The organism is Coleofasciculus sp. F4-SAH-05, from assembly GCF_040222985.1.
GTDB lineage: Bacteria > Cyanobacteriota > Cyanobacteriia > Cyanobacteriales > Coleofasciculaceae > Coleofasciculus > Coleofasciculus chthonoplastes.
The window spans coordinates 26523-42755 of the sequence record NZ_JAVKBY010000212.1; the positions used below are offsets into that span (position 1 = coordinate 26523).

A 16233-nucleotide genomic window follows, 5' to 3' on the forward strand; every position below is an offset into this window, starting at 1 on the left:
GCGCGATCGCCTCCCCAACCTCCCCCTATACATATAACAAACAAAATATCAACCCTCCACGCGATCAAAACTCGGTCAGGGCGGGTTTGAAAAAAGGTTATCATCAATAGCGACATGTAAGCCCATAAACCCGCCCCTACTCAAACCTCAAAACTCCCATGCCCAAATGGTTTAACACCGCAGGTCCGTGCAAAGCCGACATCCACTACATGCTCTCGCCCATAGCGCGGCTACCCCAGTTAGACCCACTAATTGAGCAGCAGGGCTACTTTGTCATCCATGCGCCCCGGCAAACAGGCAAAACCACCGCCATGCTCGCCCTCGCCCAACAGTTAACTGCCAGTGGACAATACGCCGCCGTCATGGTATCCGCAGAAGTAGGCGCTGCCTTTCCCCATGATCCAGGAGTCGCAGAAAACGCCATGCTGGGCAGTTGGCGCGAGAATGGCGAAGACTATTTACCCACAGAACTCCATCCACCGGAATGGTCTCCGGCAGAACCCGGACAGCGTATCCAGTCCGCATTAAGGGCTTGGGCAAAAGCCTCCCCCCTTCCCTTTGTCCTGTTCATCGATGAAATTGATGCCCTGCAGGATGAAACTCTAATTTCGGTACTGCGTCAATTGCGTTCTGGGTATCCCAAACGTCCCCAACGATTTCCTCACTCTCTGGGGCTGATTGGGGTGCGGGATGTACGGGACTATAAAGTCGCATCTGGGGGGAGTAACCGCTTGAACACCTCAAGTCCCTTCAATATCAAGATTAAATCCTTAGGGGATATTCCCAATGATGATGTACAATTTCTGATTGATTTGGGCTTGTGTCGCATGAGTTCTCAGGGCGGATTAGCGATCGCGAATCCCATATATCAGGAAGTACTCCCTCGGGTGTTAAGCCAAACCCCACCGATTAGCGATCGCACAACCACAGAATCGGCAAACACTCCCGGAAATCTCGCCATTGTGGTGATTCGGGGATGAATGGTAGGGGCGGGTTTTGACAAAGGGCGCACGTCTGACAAAGGGCGCACGTCTGTGCGCCCCTACGGTTGATTATGGTAGGGGCGACCCGCTTGCATCAATTCACAACGGCGTCCATTCAATTGACTCGGGTCGCCCTTTACTCAATGGCGCTGTTGATAACCTGGTGGGTTACGGCGGATATAGGATTAAAGGGTTCGTTTCCTCAATGAAGCACCGCCTAACCCACCCTACAGGTGAACATTCAAATTAGGATTATTTGCCCAAAATCGACTGTTGCTCCAACTCTTGTTCCCATAACACCTCTGAAGATTCTGGAACTAAACTCAACTGCACCGCACAAGCTTTTAACTCCGGTTGGCCAGAATCCGGACAAGATTCTGGATGCGTCAAGGCGTTCGCTTCTGAATTCGCTGCCCACAACGCCCCCCAATGCATCGGCACAAATACCGTCCCTGGCGCGATCGCTTTCGTTACCTGAGCCGGAAACCGACTTTTGCCCCGGCGCGATCGCACGTCTACCCAGTTCCCGTCTTCAATCCCTAGTTTCTGGGCATCACGGGGATGGATTTCTAGGAAGGGTTGCGGATGCATTTGCTGAATCTTGGGAATATGACCCGTCCGAGTTTGGGTGTGCCAATGACCATAAAGGCGTCCCGTTGTCAAGACTAAAGGATAATTCGGATCAGGGGGTTCTGCCAATCCCCGTGAGTGATACGCCGCAAACTTTGCCCGTCCATCGGCGGTGGGGAAGCGCCAATCTGTGTACAATCGTTTTGTATTTGTCGGGGTGGGTTTAGTCTCGTTAGAGGTTGAGGACTTATCGGTAAACCCCGCCTCCGGGTTTTCCTGCGGATGGGGCCACTGAATCGGACCCTCCTGTAATCCCTCATAGCTAATACCCGTCATATCGCAAACCCGCCCACGGGTGAGTTGCACGAACTCCCGATGCACCGCCGCCGAATCCGCAAAGTCAAAGTGTTCCGTAAACCCTAAACGCCTCCCAACTTCGGCAAAGATTTCCCAATCGGCCCTAGATTCACCCACTCGGTTGCGGAATTGGGGACATAAGGTTACCACCCGTTCAGAATTCGTCATCGTTCCCGTTTTTTCACTCCACTGGGCGGCGGGAAGGATGACATGAGCATAAGCGGCGGTTTCGGTGGGATAATAGGCGTCTTGATACACCGTAAACGGGGACTGTTTCAACGCTGCTTTCGTGCGTTCTAAATCGGGCATACTCACCGCCGGATTCGTCGCCGCAATCCAGAGGAATCCGACTGCACCCGTTTCTAATCCCAGGATCATATCCCAAGCCGGTAAACCCGGTTCTGGGGAAATTTGTCCCGGCTTGAGTCCCCACAATTGTTCCAATTCTGCCCGATGCTGGGGATTCTTCACCAACCGATAACCGGGGAGAATATGCGCCAGTCCCCCAGCTTCCCGTCCCCCCATGGCGTTAGGTTGTCCGGTGAGGGAAAAGGGTCCCGATCCCGGTCTACCAATGGTTCCGGTCATCAGGTGTAAATTAATCAACGTGCGGACTTTGGCGGTTCCTTCCGAGGATTGATTCATCCCCATCGACCACAAAGATAATACCCGTTCCGAATCCCCCCAATATTGAGCCGCCTTCTCCAATTCATCTAACCGAATCCCACACTTACGCGCTACAAGTTCGGGGGGATAGTGGCGAATGATATCGGCGTAGAGGGGAAAATCTCGCGTACAGTCATCAATAAATAGGGTATTAATTTTCCCCCAACGCATCAGCAAATGGGCAATTCCATTCAGCAAGTCTATATCCGTCCCTGGTCGAATCGCTAAATGTAAATCAGCGGCTTCTGCGGTAGGAGTACGCCGGGGGTCAACCACAATCATTTTCACCTTGCGGTTCTTTTTACAATGTTTGTGCAGGCGATTAAATACGATTGGGTGACATTCGGCGGTATTTGTACCAATTAAAAAGGCACAATCTGTTTTTTCTAAATCCTCGTAGCAACAGGGGGGACCATCTGATCCGAAACTCTGGATATAACCCGATACGGCGGAGGACATACAGAGGCGAGAATTGGCGTCAAAATTGTTAGTACCCAGACAACCTTTGAGTAATTTTTGGGCAATATAATAGTCTTCCGTTTGAAATTGACCAGAACCATACATACAGATGGCTTCAGGTCCTTGGGTAAAGCGGACGGTTTGCAGTTGGAGGACGATGCGATCGAGGGCTTCATCCCAACTGACTCGTCGAAAGGGCTGATCCAAGGAGTCTCGCATCATCGGATATTTGAGACGATTTTTATCTAAGGATTCGCTTACTGTCGCTCCCTTGACACAAACTTTTCCCTGGCTGGAGGGATGATCGCGATCGCCCCGTACTCGCCATATTGGTGTTCCTTCACTGTCGCGATGGGTGGCTTTACCGGATTGGGCGGGTGGCGTTACCTCTAAACCACAGCCAACACCGCAATAGGGACAAAGGGTTTTTGTTGAGTTAGTCATTTGTCATTTGTCATTTGTCATTTGTTATTCGTCATTTGTCATTTGTCATTTGTCATTCGTTTTATGTTGCCACATTTGCCAATTGCCAATACGTTTTATTTTCCAACTATCTTTCAGTTCAGGTTAAAGAAATAAAATTGTTAATTTGGTATAAACAACGACAAAAATTAATGGGATATGAAAAAATTACATTGGAGAAATGCTAATTTTACAGAATGGTGTGAAAATGAGCGTATTTCACTATGAGATAATAGAGGACAGGTAAAAACCAGGAGAGAATTCAAAGCCTCTCTCCTTGCAGGAGAGAGGTTTGGAGAGAGGTTTTCCAGATCCCGTGGAACGTAAGATTGGATGTTAGGTGCTGGTTGATGAACTGGGTACACGCGATCGCATTCCGGTGAACAACGTCTCATCTCAGCCAATCGTCTGGGATATTGGGTGTCGCGATCGCTCTCCAACCTACGCGCTAACCTCGACAAGATGAGAGCCTTATTCTATGATGTGAATAAGCCGATTTTTGACGGGCGAAAGCGGGGGCGAAAACCCCGGTCAGCCGTCAAAACGCTAGGAACCTTGACAATTAAAGATTTCAGCCGTTTTTGGTCAAAGGTAAAAAAAGCAAAAAGTCCATTTCAGCCGTTGGATTTCGTCAGCCGTCAAAATTGGCTGTGGGAGTCTTGGCTAGAAAGGGTTTCAGAGGGCGGGGTTTCCTTATAATGAATCCCGGCAACGGGATTGAAACGAAGCAAAGCGGCAGATAATCCCGCTCTGAACTATCCCGGTTTCCTTATAATGAATCCCGGTAACGGGATTGAAACACATAAACCAAATTTTACAAGATGCAGTCAAATCCCCCCATAAACCTGTAGAGACGTAGCATGCTACGTCTCTACAAAGGGATGTCGATAATTGGCTAACTTACCAATGAATCATCAACATCAATGGGATTGTTCATCCACCAAAACTGGAACACCTTCGACTGGCAATTCGGTTTCTTCACCTTCATGATGTGTCGCAAAAGATCCTTTAGGTTCTCTGAGGAAGAACCAACAGAGGAAGGTAACGACTAATGCTGTAACTCCTAAGGTTTGGAAGAAAATTCGGTTACCGAAATCACCTTCTGGAAGCAAACTAAATAGGGTGAGATAGGCGACAGCACCAACATTGCCATAAGCACCAACATTACCCGCAATCTGACCCGTGACTCTGCGTTTGATTAACGGTACCATGGCAAAGGTAGACCCTTCACCAGCTTGGACAAAGAAGGAACATCCCATAGTGAGAATAACCGCAGCAGGTAGCCACCAACTCCCATTTACGGTACTTAACATCAGATAGCCAATTCCCATGCATCCTGTCAACACCGTCATCGTCCATTTCCGGCTTCCTAAAGTATCTGAAATTAATCCGCCACCGGGGCGTGAAACTAAGTTCATAAACGCATAACTCGCAGCAATCATTCCCGCTAATTGCTTACTCAATCCAAATGTTCCTTCAAAAAAGGCGGGAAGCATAGACACAACGGCTAATTCTGAACCAAAATTGACTACATAAGTTAGTTCCAGAAGAGCGACTTGGGAGAAATTATAGCGATCATTAGCAGGATACCGTTTTTTACTGGTCATCAGGTCTTTATTCACATCCCAGCATTTGTAAGCCTGGAACAGATATAACCCCAACAGCGCTAACCAGGTGATAATTAATCCCGTTTGATCTAAGAAACCAACGTTACTCAAACGCCAAGCCAAGACAGCCAGAATACCTACCAGAGGAACATTCATCAGCATCAGGAATCCAAAGTCCCGCTTGGTGGTGACTTCTAAGCCCCCATGACGCTTGGGTTTCTGATAAACTTTACCCGGAGGTGTATCTTGAACGTTTCTATAGTAAATGACGCCATAGAGTGCAGCAATAATACCGGTGAGTGCGATCGCCAATCGCCAGTTGATCAATCCACCCCCAGCGCCAACCGTTAATAACGCCGCGATTGTGGGTAGGGCAAAGGCAGATGCAGCCGAACCAAAGTTACCCCATCCCCCATAAATTCCTTCAGCCAAGCCAATTTCTTTGGGGGGAAACCATTCCGCCACCATGCGGATACCAATCACGAAGCCTGCACCTACGATACTTAAGGCTAAACGGCTGATCACTAATTGGCTAAAGTCTTGTGCCAGGGAAAACGCCAGACAAGGAATGGCGGCATAAACCAGCAACACCGAATAGGTTAACCGTGGACCAAAACGGTCGAGTAACATACCGATAATAATCCGAGCCGGTACAGTCAGCGCTACGTTACAAATCGCCAATGTCCGAATTTGTGCCGCACTCAGCCCTAATTCTTCTTGTACGGCTGTTGCTAATGGGGCGAAATTAAACCAAACGACAAAGGAGAGAAAGAAGGCGAACCAAGTTAGATGTAAAATGCGGTATCGACCGCGAAATGACCATAATTCTTGCAGCATCTGTTACTTAACCCTGTGTAAAAATTTCAGAATGGGGGCAAATTTAATCGAGCAATTTTTTTATCCACTGAATTTCTTAGTGGCTGAGTGAATTGTTGCTCAAGGATAGAGTGATACCCTTTTCAATTGCTCTCAATTAACCGAAGTATTTTGTTTACGGTTCCCCGATGTCCGCTACAAGAATCACACCCTTGCCAGGGAGGTTTAGTATATTTAATTACAAAAGTTCACTAAATATGCGCTTAGTGCATCATGTTTATTCTTTGAGTGCATGATTATCAGTATGTAGTGGCGCAAGGCTTGTGCCCTAAGTTAGATGTTTGGTGGGTTGTCATTCGTCATTCGTCATTCGTCATTCGTCATTTGTCATTCGTCATTCGTCATTCGTCATTTGTCATACTCGCTTTTATCGAGAAGCAAGCTACGTCTCCTGTAAGGTTTTGAGTATACTGGTGGGTCCTTGCGAAGTCGAAACCCACCCTACGGTATCGCAAAACTTTCGACGATTCTCTAATGCTTATTTCAGTGCCATTCAGTTTAGGAATTAAGTATTTAAATATTGCCAGGTTTTAGCCAGCCAAATAATTCGCCAACACTCAACTTAAAGTCTCCCATAAATTCTGGAGTGGGAAGTACCTGATCTGGCTCTTGAAAAATCCTGGGTTGTTGATTAGCAGGATAGGCAAGCACAGATTTCTCTGTCGGATCAATTAACCAACCCATCTGGCAACCTGCATTGAGACAATGAAGAATATTACTGATTACTTTCGTTTGGCTTTGGTCGGGAGATAAAATCTCAATTGTCCAATCTGGAGGTGTAGCAAAAACATTGGCAATATCACCCTGTTCATCTAAAGGAATACGATTCCACGTAAAAACAGCAATATCCGGCACGATGGAACGTCCAGCAAATGTACACCGTAATTCGGGAAATGCCCAAGCAATACGTTGAGGTTTAACCTCAGCATTAACCGTTGTAATTAGTTCTCCCTGAATTGTGCTGTGTTTGCCTTGGGGCATCGGTTTTTGGATGACTTGACCATTAATGTATTCACTAGCAGGCTGAGTTTCTGGTAAGTCGAAAAACTCGGCTAGGGTTAATTCTTTTGTGGGAATTTGAACCATCGAATTAAATTCTGTACAAGATTTTGCGAATTGTGGATTGGGGATGAGGCTGAAATAAAGCCGTGATTAAATTGCCTCCTATATAAGGAATAGCACAGACAACTCCCAGGATAGACCGCCATCGTTCCCAATTCAGCAAGGCGCGTCTAACCGGATAAATGCGCCAGAATCGATTGACTGAACACATCATGCTGTTATCAATTCCGCTGACATCACAAAGCGCATCTTGGCAAGGGTTCACTTGACAATTTATCAAAGAAGTGGCAAAAATGATGAAATTTGTAATCGGTCATGGGCAAACCAGGATAGGAATCTGGACAAGGGTTCGGTATAAGAAAATACCATAAACTGCCGGAAAATGCCGAAAAAATTGCCAAAAACTGATTCTGCTAACCAGAAACGCTCAATATCCGCTCAAATTCAACTGGTGTGAGGATGTCATGTCAAACTATATACTGCCCCTGTTAACCACGCTAACCCGACAGGTTAAAGCCAATTTCGTGAATAAGACGCATCAGACGGAGGCGGTACAGGAACGGTTTCTGCTGACGCTGTTGCGACGGTATCAGAACACCGAACTAGGGCGGAAATGGGGGTTGAGAGAGATTAGCACCATCGACCAATTTCGCGATCGCGTCCCGGTTCTGCCCTATAGTGAGTATCAACCCTACACCGAACGCATTTTCCAGGGTGAGTCGAATATATTAACCCCTGATCCCGTTGTCTATATAAATCTCACCAGTGGTTCCACAGGATCAAAAAAGCTAATTCCCGTAACCAAGCGGTTTCAGAATTCCCTAAGAGGGGCTAATCTAACCAGTATGGGCTTCTTAGCTGAAGCGTTGAACCGTCGCCAGCGTCAGTTTGGCAAATTACTATTGACGAACTCCGTACAACTGCTGGGACAAACGCCAGGAGGGGTCAAGTATGGTGCAACAAGTGTAGGTGTGCTGCGGATGGGAAAATTTCTCTACAAACAACTATTTTCCCATCCCTTTGAAACCCTGCAACCAGGGGATAGCCTCACTCGCCATTACGTTTGCTTACTCTTTGCTTTACGCGATCGCACCATGCGGGGGATGATTGCTAATTTTCCCATGCTCCTGCTGCGAACGGCAAGTTATTTGGAAACCTACGCCGAAGACTTGATTCGGGATTTAGAAAAAGGGACAATAGCCAATTGGTTGGACTTAGAATCAGGGATTCGGTCACAATTAGAACATCAATGGTCAGCGTATCCGGAACGGGCGCAGGAACTACGAGATATTTTACACCACGAGGGACGCTTAACACCGAAACGGGTTTGGTCAGAGTTATCCTTTGTCGCCACCGCACGGGGCGGTACATCGGATTTTTACTTTCAACGCTTTCCTGATTATTTTGGCGATACACCTGCGTTTGGGGCGGTTTATTCCTCAGCAGAAGCCACATTTAGTATTTACCCGGATGTCGATACTGATGGGAGTGTTTTGGCGATTGAAAGCGGCTTTTTTGAATTTGTTCCCCAAGATCAATGGCACGCCGAACATCCGAAAACACTACTAGCGACGGAGGTTAAGATTGGGGAAAAATACCGCATTTTAACTACAAATTATAGTGGGTTTTATCGCTATGATATTGGCGATGTGGTAGAAGTTGTCGGATTTTACAATAAAACACCCTTAATTGTGTTTCGGTATCGTCACGGGGGAACCATGTCGGCGACGACGGAGAAGACAACGGAACACCACGCGACTCAAGTCATGCAAGCCTTACAGCAGGAATTTGGTGTACCGTTAGAAGACTTTTGTTTGACTTTATCAGAGAGTATTGTCACTCCCCATTATTTAGTCAACATTGAGTTAGCACTGGGTCAACATTTAGAGAATCCTCAAACTTTTCTGGCTAGTTTTGAGCGTAAGTTACAAGAGGCGAATACATCTTATGCGATAAAGCGACCGGGTAATTATATTCCAACACCTCGCCTACGGATATTAGCACCGGGTAGTTTTGCCATACTGCGTCAGCGTCAGTTAGAACGCGGCGTTCCCGATTCTCAGTTGAAGTTTCCTCATATTAGCAATGATCGGCAATTTTTGGCAGGGTTAGAGGTGTTAGAAGAGGTAAGATTACCCGGAAATAGTGGCGATTGAGAGGAGGAAGTTTTGGGAGTTTGGGAAGCAGGGGAAGATGCTTATTTTCACGAGATATAGAAAACCTCTCTCCAAACCTCTCTCCTGCGAGGAGAGAGGCTTTGAATTCGGGGATCTAGAAGAGAAGGGAGGCAGAACAATTACGCGATCGCTTCATCGAAAAACTCACTCCTATTTTAGGACAACGCATCGGTTACAAAGCAGGACTCACGAATGCGACAGCGCAAAAACAGTTTAATGTCTCTCATCCCTTACGCGGGATTCTCTTAGAACAAATGCTGCTACCCAGTGGGTCACTTATACCCGCTAATTTTGGCGCACGTCCACTGTTTGAAGGGGATTTAATGGTGAGAGTGGGGAGTGAGGCGATTAATCAGGCGACGAGTCGCCAAGAGGTTTTAGCTGCGTTAGATGCAGTGGTTCCATTTATTGAATTGCCGGATTTAATCTATGATTCTGGGGTAAAATTAGACGCGGCTGACCTAATCGCGATTAATGTGGGGGCGCGTTTAGGAATTGTGGGTGAACCGATTCCACTTCAGGCTACTCCAGAATGGCAGGAACGGTTAAGTAATATTCAATTAGTGATTTTGGATGAAACCGGAAAGGAATTAGCCACAGGTACAAGTAATGCATTATTAGAACACCCTTTAGACGTGGTTTTATGGTTGCGGGATGATTTGCAATCCGTGGGAAAGCGACTCAGAAAAGGCGATTTATTATCATTAGGAACAATAACACCCTTAATGCCTGTAGAATCAGGACAAACTATAATACATCCCGCAACTGTTATAATGGTCGAATAAATTCGACTTAGTTACATACGCTCGGTTTCATCCCTCGGATGAATCTCGATAGCTTTCACCTTCGCTATTTTCTAAAAAGCTGGTTATCGTCTGTCTGTGGGAAGAAATAACCAAGCTATATCCCTCAGACTTTTACCAGATGACACTGTACCGGAAAATTCAACTTATAGCAGAAGGCTCCAGGGCAGAAGGCAGAAGCCTTCAAGGAAAAAGTACCCTAGGGCTAGAGGGGGTTACTTCATCGGATTTGGTATCATTCCCTATTTTCGACAGATGAAGGAAGTGATAATCTAGATAGTGGCTACAATCTCACTTTCTTACCCCAGCGATCTCTCACGCTTGGGTTTTCCTGAGTCAGCCGAAGGTTCATCATCCACCGTGAGGACTCGAATTCCGGTGAGATCAAGTTCGGGTTGGCGCAACGTTGCTGTCTGCTTGCTCTCCGAGTCACCATTGAGCAGTGGCAATTGCACTCCTGTTATCATAGCGCTGTAATACCCCATCCTTCTATAGGGTGGGGATGTAAGGCGGGTCAACGGAGGGACTAGCCCTTCCAAATTACTTGGGCTTAGGTAGCCGAGAAATGTATTTCGTGACATACTCCTACACCGAATCAAAGATTACGGTGTAGGCTTCCAAGACAATCCGGCTACCCCTTAGGAGACTCTTGGCTTTATTAACGACACGGGATGCCCCTGTGCGCCGGAACAATACAAAGTTTTGTTCATCTATCTGTCTTGCTTTGTTTTGCTTTGTACCGCTGGAATTTTACCCGCCCACAGATGCGACTACAAATAGCCTGTTTCTAGGCAGAACCCCATATTCCAGGTTGTCAAGGTACGGTGTACAGGAAGCGGTTAGCTTTATTCAATTAACCTGTACCCTGTTACTCTAGCAATGTGAAAGCAGATTGAAAACTATGAAACAAGTAACAACGCGAGTATCGGATAGGGAGTATGAACATCTGACCAAATTTTGCGAAGTGACAGAAAGAACCCAGTCAGATGTTATTCGCGAACTGATACGCAAGTTATCAATCTCAGGGATGTTGAATCCCATCGATTGATCGCCTATTCATCCCAACGCCAACCTAAGTTGTTACTGAGCCTGTCGAAGTACAGGTATGGCGTTGGGCTTCCGGCTTTAGCTTGCTAAACAAGTCAGGGAAGAGGAATTGCCGATACTGTAAATCCTTGTCCTACAGCCTTGCTCCGGGAGCGCTTTCAACTCAAAACTTTTCCAATAACTAAACTTTTGTAACGGGATCTTTCCGATTTACCGATAAATCAGGACAGTTATAAGCTAAAACACATTTAAATTGTGTATTCTCTGTTGCCTGTTACCTGTTGCCTTTCAGGGTTTTAGGTATCCCAATTTAAATGCCGAACAGCTTATTTACAATTATTGACACAAATGTAAAGTTTTAATTACATCTATTGAGCATTATGAAAGGAAAGTAACTAAAAGTATATAAAAAAGATCTGACAACATCTCAATCTGGAGTTTTTTTGAAAAATCTGTGACATTAATCACAGCTAAACGCTTAAAAAATCACCATTTTTTCACGAGTTTATCACACTAAATGGTGAGAATAATCACTATTTTTTATGGATTAAATTACAATAATTTCCCGAAAAATGGGAGATGATTTAGATGTAACTTGGTTGATTAGTTAAATTGAGTTGAGAGCAAACGGGGAACTAACAATGAGAGTATTTACCAATTATACAGTCAGCGAAGGAGATATAGAACTTCTGTTAAAAGACACAGATAACAATGAGTACATATCTTTCGAGGAATGGGATGCAGATGTCTTATCCCAAGACTGGGATGCGGATGCTTTTATCGAGGAATGGGATGCAGATTATCCAGTAAATGATAACAATAGGGACATCTGGTTTAATGACTGGAAGGAGTTTGAAACAAACTTAGACGACATGCTAGTTAACTATCGCGAATGGGAACTATAAGCTATCCCTAAGATTCAACAGCTTTCCATTTATTTTTGTCTCTGACTTAATGAATCAACTTGCCCAAGTTATTACGGGCATCATCCTGAACTCAATACCTAAGAAGTAGCAGATTTTTGCCGTTAATTTTTCTCATTTCCGTTAATCTCAATACCCTAATATCGTAAAGAAACCTACCTTCATTTTACAGGTTGGGTGAGGGCGGGTTGGGCAAAAATCTTAGTTTTATGTGACACCTTTTATTAAGCGTCTTTCACCCGCCCCGATAAGCTTCTAAATACTTGTCCTCCATGGAGGATAGCCATGTAGAAACAAGGACTCGCGTCTGTAAATGTGGGAATTACCTCGCCATTTTTTTAAGCGGATATGGTTCAAAAAATCTCCGCTCAACTATGTCTAGAGTGGAGTTCCCACCTTATAGGTTTCTCCTTGTACACTTACCAAATCGCCTGCAACTAATTTACGTCCGCGTCGAGTTTCAATGATGCCATTAACGGTAACATCACCGTCTTGAATCATCAGTTTAGCTTCGCCGCCTGTGGACGCTACACCTACCCACTTGAGGAACTGATCTAACTTAATGGTTTGGATGGGGCTGGTCATGCCAAAATAGACAAATCACTGATCTGGAGGGTTAGGTGGTTGGAGATTTATCGGTTTCCGCCTCAGATTCTGATTCAACCTGATCGGATTTGACAAAGTTTAGCGAGGCAGAATTTAGACAGTAACGCTGACCCGTTGGTGCTGGTCCATCATTAAAGACATGACCTAAGTGAGCGTCACAAGCCGCGCAGAGGATTTCAGTGCGACGCATCCACAGACTATTATCGGCTTCGTATTTGATGTTTTCTTCATCAATCGGCGCCCAAAAACTGGGCCAACCCGTACCAGAATCATATTTGGTTTTGGAGGTGAACAAGTCATTGCCACAGCAGACACATTTGTAGACTCCCGGCTGCTTGCTGTCGTGATACTCTCCAGTAAAGGCGCGTTCTGTTCCCTTCTGTCGGGTCACTTTATATTGTTCCGGGGTAAGCTGTTGTATCCACTCCGTGTCACTCTTTTGTACTTTCTGAATCATTGTTTCAGCTTCCTTAACTATGCAAACATCAGGTTAAGCCAGATCTACACCCAACATGATAAGGTGATTCGTTGGCTTAGAGAAAAATTAGCGAGATTTGAGTTCATAACCCACAACTCAAATCTCTACTTTTACTGTCCTACAGTCACCATTGTCCTTAACAGCAAATGCAGCTAAAAGCGAGATGGCGGTGTAAAAGCGTTGAAAATCGTTGATCAAACAGGGATGTGGTTAGGAAGGCAAATTATTGCTCGCATAAGCATCCATCTTGTAAGCTGGTGTGCGATCGCTGTAATTCGTCTGAGTCCCTGTGATCGACTCAGCTAGCTGCTCAAAGGACTCAGAACGCCAGTTGCGATCGTGGATTGGCTTCCTCTGTTCGCCTCGGAAGTAAGCCTGAGTCCCTAATACAGCAACGGCGACCCAACCGACGACAAACAATGAAACTAGGATAACCATTGGGCTAATCATAATCGTTCTCCTTTGTTGAGCTATTTTGTAAATTTATGTTATTCACAATGTAACGAATCATTACAAAAAGTATCTGTGACTTGACTCTGATCCAGAAGTGATGATAATCACTATCCCTGACTAAATCCATTTTTTGGGAGTAAGGTGACAGGCTCCCCATTTTTTTGTATGGCTGTGAATGAATTAACAACAGAAGTCTTAGTTGTCGGTGGTGGTACAGGTGGCACAAGTGCAGCCATCCAAGCCGCACGTCGAGGCGTAAAAACAATTCTAGTTAGTGAATTTTCCTGGCTAGGAGGAATGCTAACAACAGCCGGTGTCTGTGCGCCTGATGGCAATGAATTAGCCGCGTGGCAAACAGGGTTATGGGGCGCGTTTTTGCGAGAACTCCAACAGCGACAGCCCGGAGGACTTGATCATGGGTGGGTGAGTTTGTTTACCTACCACCCTAGAATTGGCGCTCAACTCTTGGCGGATTGGGTGCAAGTATTACCTAACCTCAAGTGGATTTCTGGACAAACGCCGTTAGCGGTATTCAAAGCAGGGGATTGTGTCACCGGCGTGCGATTTACTGATGTTGTGATTCACGCCAAAGTCACCCTAGACGCCACGGAATTGGGAGATGTACTGGAATTAGCCGAGATTTCCTATCGCTGGGGTTGGGAGTTGCGATCGCGCTTTGGTGAACTGAGTGCGCCTGTTTCTGACAATGACTTGACTCAACGCTATCCAGTTCAAGCACCAACATGGGTCGTCATCCTCAAAGATTTTGGCACTGATACCGCACCAGAAATTCCTCCCCCGCCTGAATACAAACCAGAACAGTTTATCAGTACGTGGGAGGGTTATGGGATGGAATCCTTTCTCAATTACGGACGCTTACCGGGGGGACTGTTTATGCTGAATTGGCCCCAATCTGGCAATGATTATGGTGAGGGAGTTGGGCGCTTAGTGGAATCGGATGCATCCCGACAGCAGTTTCTCCAAGAAGCCCGTTGGCATAGTCAAGGCTTTGCCTGTTTTATTCAATCTCAACTGGGACGGCGTTATGGTTTAGCCGATGATATGTTTCCAGAGGCGTCTATTGGGGGTGGGGCTTACGCTTTACATCCTTACTATCGAGAAAGTCGGCGTCTGGTGGGGGTGGTGACATTGCGGGAACAAGAGATTTTACCGATAGCGGGAGGTCAAGTTGCGCCTTTGCCTGTCGATGAGTCAGGCGATTTTACCGGAATTGCTGTGGGAAATTATGCCAATGACCATCATTATCCCGGTTTTACATTTCCCTTAGCCCCAAAATCCATCCGTTGGGGAGGGCGTTGGACAGGAACACCGTTTACGATTCCTTATGGTTGCCTTGTACCCGTGTCAATGGATGGTTTGTTGGTGTGTGATAAAAATATCTCGGTCTCTCACATTGCCAATGGTTCGACGCGGTTGCAGCCTGTGGTGATGAATCTGGGTCAAGCCGCAGGAATGGCGGCGGCATTGTGTGTGGAACTTGGCTGTCAGCCGAGGGAGTTAGCTGTCCGACATATTCAAGAGGCATTGTTGGGCGATGCTATTGCCCCGGCTGTCATGATTCCTATATTTAATCAATCCCTTGATGATCCCGATTGGCGGTACTGGCAACATTATTACTTGGATCATCCAGAAGAGTATCCCAGTTCGGGCATGGTTGAGGAGCAGGGGGAGATGAGGGAGATGGGGAAGATGGGGAAGATGGGGGAGCAGGGGGAGCAGGGGGAGCAGTGGGAGCAGGGGAAGATGGGGAAGATGGGGGAGCAGGGGGAGCAGGGGGAGCAGTGGGAGCAGGGGAAGATGGGGAAGATGGGGAAGATGGGGGAGAATTTTCCCCATCACCAATCACTAATCACCAATCGCCAATCATATACCTTAATCTATTTCACTGGCATATTCCAACGCCATGCTGACCAGGATTACATGATTACCCTGAGCGAACCTGAAAGTCTTATGGGTCAAATTTGGATGTTGATTACGGTACAACCGGATGTTAATCAGCAACTCCAGCATTATCCTGATCAGCAACAGCTACAAGGGTGGGGACGTTTTAATCCGGCGGGAAACTGGTTGCTCGTAAACTGTTTACAGTGATCAGGGATTAGTCTGCTCCTGTTGCGCTAAAAAGGGCGGGTTTAGTGAGGTTAGGGGTTGTCTCCAAAATGTTATTGGTAAAACCCGCCCCTACAACCTTTCTCTTGCTCCCAGACGTGCCATGGCATCTGTGTACCTCTGCACCCCAATTCCCCTCACCCAAATTGGGAACAAACTCAAGATAAACAGGCTAGTTTACCATTAAACTTCACACAATCCACATTAACTCTGACGGGGATTTTTCCTGAACCATGAGTAAAGAGTCCGTAACAGGGACTAGAAACCCTGACACGGACATCTATGCGCTTTTACACTTCTGTTACTTTAGTGAGCCTGCTTACGCTCTCATTGGCTGTCAATGCTCATGATATTCGCGATCGCTCGGTCTCACTTTTTCAGTCTACTCCTGCCCACTCGCTATTGTCTTTAGTGAAAACTGGAGATGCGGGTCCTCAAGGTCCTGAGACCAATCGCGGTGGACAACGGCGTTTCTTCACCTCCCAAGACACCCTCGCGCCCCAGATTTGTCACCGGGGTAGTGGACGGCGCGAATTTACTTGGGCATAGGTAGTTAGTGCCATTTGATATAATA

17 protein-coding genes and 1 pseudogene are annotated in these 16233 nt (G+C 46.4%); 10 read left to right on the top strand and 8 right to left on the bottom strand.

Features of this window, described 5'->3' with window-relative positions:
- Positions 1–158 precede the first annotated feature (158 nt).
- Positions 159–914, top strand: a pseudogene (locus RIG27_RS25515) (AAA family ATPase); the annotation flags it as partial.
- Positions 915–1235: 321 nt separating this feature from the next.
- On the opposite strand, the gene RIG27_RS25520 reads toward RIG27_RS25515, so the two are convergent.
- Positions 1236–3479 (bottom strand): molybdopterin oxidoreductase family protein, encoded by a 2244-nt coding sequence (locus RIG27_RS25520; protein ID WP_446349874.1) that lies wholly within the window; start codon positions 3477–3479, stop codon positions 1236–1238.
- A gap of 14 nt (positions 3480–3493) precedes the next feature.
- On the opposite strand from RIG27_RS25520, the gene RIG27_RS25525 reads away from it, so the two are divergent.
- The 3 genes from RIG27_RS25525 (at position 3494) to RIG27_RS25535 (ending at position 4196) form a co-directional block, all read left to right on the top strand.
- Positions 3494–3685, top strand: a complete 192-nt coding sequence (locus tag RIG27_RS25525) for a hypothetical protein (protein WP_446349876.1) — start codon at positions 3494–3496, stop codon at positions 3683–3685.
- A 152-nt stretch (positions 3686–3837) separates the two neighbouring features.
- Positions 3838–3963, top strand: coding sequence for a hypothetical protein (locus tag RIG27_RS25530; RefSeq protein ID WP_446349878.1), 126 nt, complete (start codon positions 3838–3840; stop codon positions 3961–3963).
- Entirely contained in the window at positions 3960–4196 is a 237-nt protein-coding gene (locus tag RIG27_RS25535; RefSeq protein ID WP_446349880.1) for a hypothetical protein, read from the top strand. The genes RIG27_RS25530 and RIG27_RS25535 overlap by 4 nt, the downstream gene beginning before the upstream one ends.
- Positions 4197–4417: 221 nt before the next feature.
- Here the strand turns inward: RIG27_RS25535 and RIG27_RS25540 are convergent, their stop codons facing one another.
- Positions 4418–5941 (bottom strand): MFS transporter, encoded by a 1524-nt coding sequence (locus RIG27_RS25540; protein ID WP_446349882.1) that lies wholly within the window; start codon positions 5939–5941, stop codon positions 4418–4420.
- A gap of 267 nt (positions 5942–6208) precedes the next feature.
- On the opposite strand from RIG27_RS25540, the gene RIG27_RS25545 reads away from it, so the two are divergent.
- Positions 6209–6385 carry a hypothetical protein gene (locus tag RIG27_RS25545; RefSeq protein ID WP_446349884.1) on the top strand — a complete coding sequence of 59 codons (177 nt, stop codon included), beginning with the start codon at positions 6209–6211 and terminating at the stop codon, positions 6383–6385.
- A 108-nt stretch (positions 6386–6493) separates the two neighbouring features.
- Here the strand turns inward: RIG27_RS25545 and RIG27_RS25550 are convergent, their stop codons facing one another.
- On the bottom strand, positions 6494–7066 hold the full coding sequence (locus RIG27_RS25550) for a Uma2 family endonuclease (protein ID WP_446349886.1): 573 nt from the start codon (positions 7064–7066) through the stop codon (positions 6494–6496).
- Positions 7067–7070: 4 nt separating this feature from the next.
- A complete protein-coding gene (locus RIG27_RS25555; protein WP_446349888.1) occupies positions 7071–7256 on the bottom strand; it encodes a hypothetical protein in 186 nt (61 codons plus the stop codon).
- 250 nt (positions 7257–7506) lie between these two features.
- On the opposite strand from RIG27_RS25555, the gene RIG27_RS25560 reads away from it, so the two are divergent.
- Both RIG27_RS25560 and RIG27_RS25565 read left to right on the top strand, forming a co-directional pair.
- Positions 7507–9198 carry a GH3 auxin-responsive promoter family protein gene (locus RIG27_RS25560; RefSeq protein ID WP_446349890.1) on the top strand — a complete coding sequence of 564 codons (1692 nt, stop codon included), beginning with the start codon at positions 7507–7509 and terminating at the stop codon, positions 9196–9198.
- A gap of 275 nt (positions 9199–9473) precedes the next feature.
- Positions 9474–10004: a 2-keto-4-pentenoate hydratase gene (locus RIG27_RS25565; RefSeq protein ID WP_446349892.1), complete on the top strand. Its 531-nt coding sequence runs from the start codon at positions 9474–9476 to the stop codon at positions 10002–10004.
- 317 nt (positions 10005–10321) lie between these two features.
- On the opposite strand, the gene RIG27_RS25570 is transcribed toward RIG27_RS25565, so the two are convergent.
- A complete protein-coding gene (locus RIG27_RS25570) occupies positions 10322–10489 on the bottom strand; it encodes a hypothetical protein (protein ID WP_446349894.1) in 168 nt (55 codons plus the stop codon).
- Positions 10490–11710: 1221 nt separating this feature from the next.
- Here RIG27_RS25570 and RIG27_RS25575 point away from each other — a divergent pair.
- Complete coding sequence (locus RIG27_RS25575; RefSeq protein ID WP_446349896.1) at positions 11711–11974, top strand: hypothetical protein; 264 nt, start codon at positions 11711–11713, stop codon at positions 11972–11974.
- Between the two features lie 396 nt (positions 11975–12370).
- Here RIG27_RS25575 and RIG27_RS25580 read toward each other — a convergent pair whose 3' ends face one another.
- The 3 genes from RIG27_RS25580 to RIG27_RS25590 form a co-directional block, all read right to left on the bottom strand.
- Positions 12371–12577: an RNA-binding S4 domain-containing protein gene (locus tag RIG27_RS25580; RefSeq protein ID WP_446349898.1), complete on the bottom strand. Its 207-nt coding sequence runs from the start codon at positions 12575–12577 to the stop codon at positions 12371–12373.
- A gap of 31 nt (positions 12578–12608) precedes the next feature.
- The gene (msrB, locus tag RIG27_RS25585) at positions 12609–13055 is read right to left on the bottom strand and encodes a peptide-methionine (R)-S-oxide reductase MsrB (protein ID WP_446349900.1); all 447 of its coding nucleotides are present in this window, start codon (positions 13053–13055) and stop codon (positions 12609–12611) included.
- A 231-nt stretch (positions 13056–13286) separates the two neighbouring features.
- Positions 13287–13514, bottom strand: coding sequence for a photosystem II protein, Psb35-related (locus RIG27_RS25590; protein ID WP_446348214.1), 228 nt, complete (start codon positions 13512–13514; stop codon positions 13287–13289).
- A 180-nt stretch (positions 13515–13694) separates the two neighbouring features.
- Between RIG27_RS25590 and RIG27_RS25595 the strand changes: the two genes are divergently transcribed.
- The gene (locus RIG27_RS25595) at positions 13695–15641 is read left to right on the top strand and encodes an FAD-dependent oxidoreductase (RefSeq protein ID WP_446349902.1); all 1947 of its coding nucleotides are present in this window, start codon (positions 13695–13697) and stop codon (positions 15639–15641) included.
- Positions 15642–15941: 300 nt separating this feature from the next.
- Complete coding sequence (gene patX / locus RIG27_RS25600; protein ID WP_446348031.1) at positions 15942–16208, top strand: heterocyst-inhibiting protein PatX; 267 nt, start codon at positions 15942–15944, stop codon at positions 16206–16208.
- Positions 16209–16233: the final 25 nt, after the last annotated feature.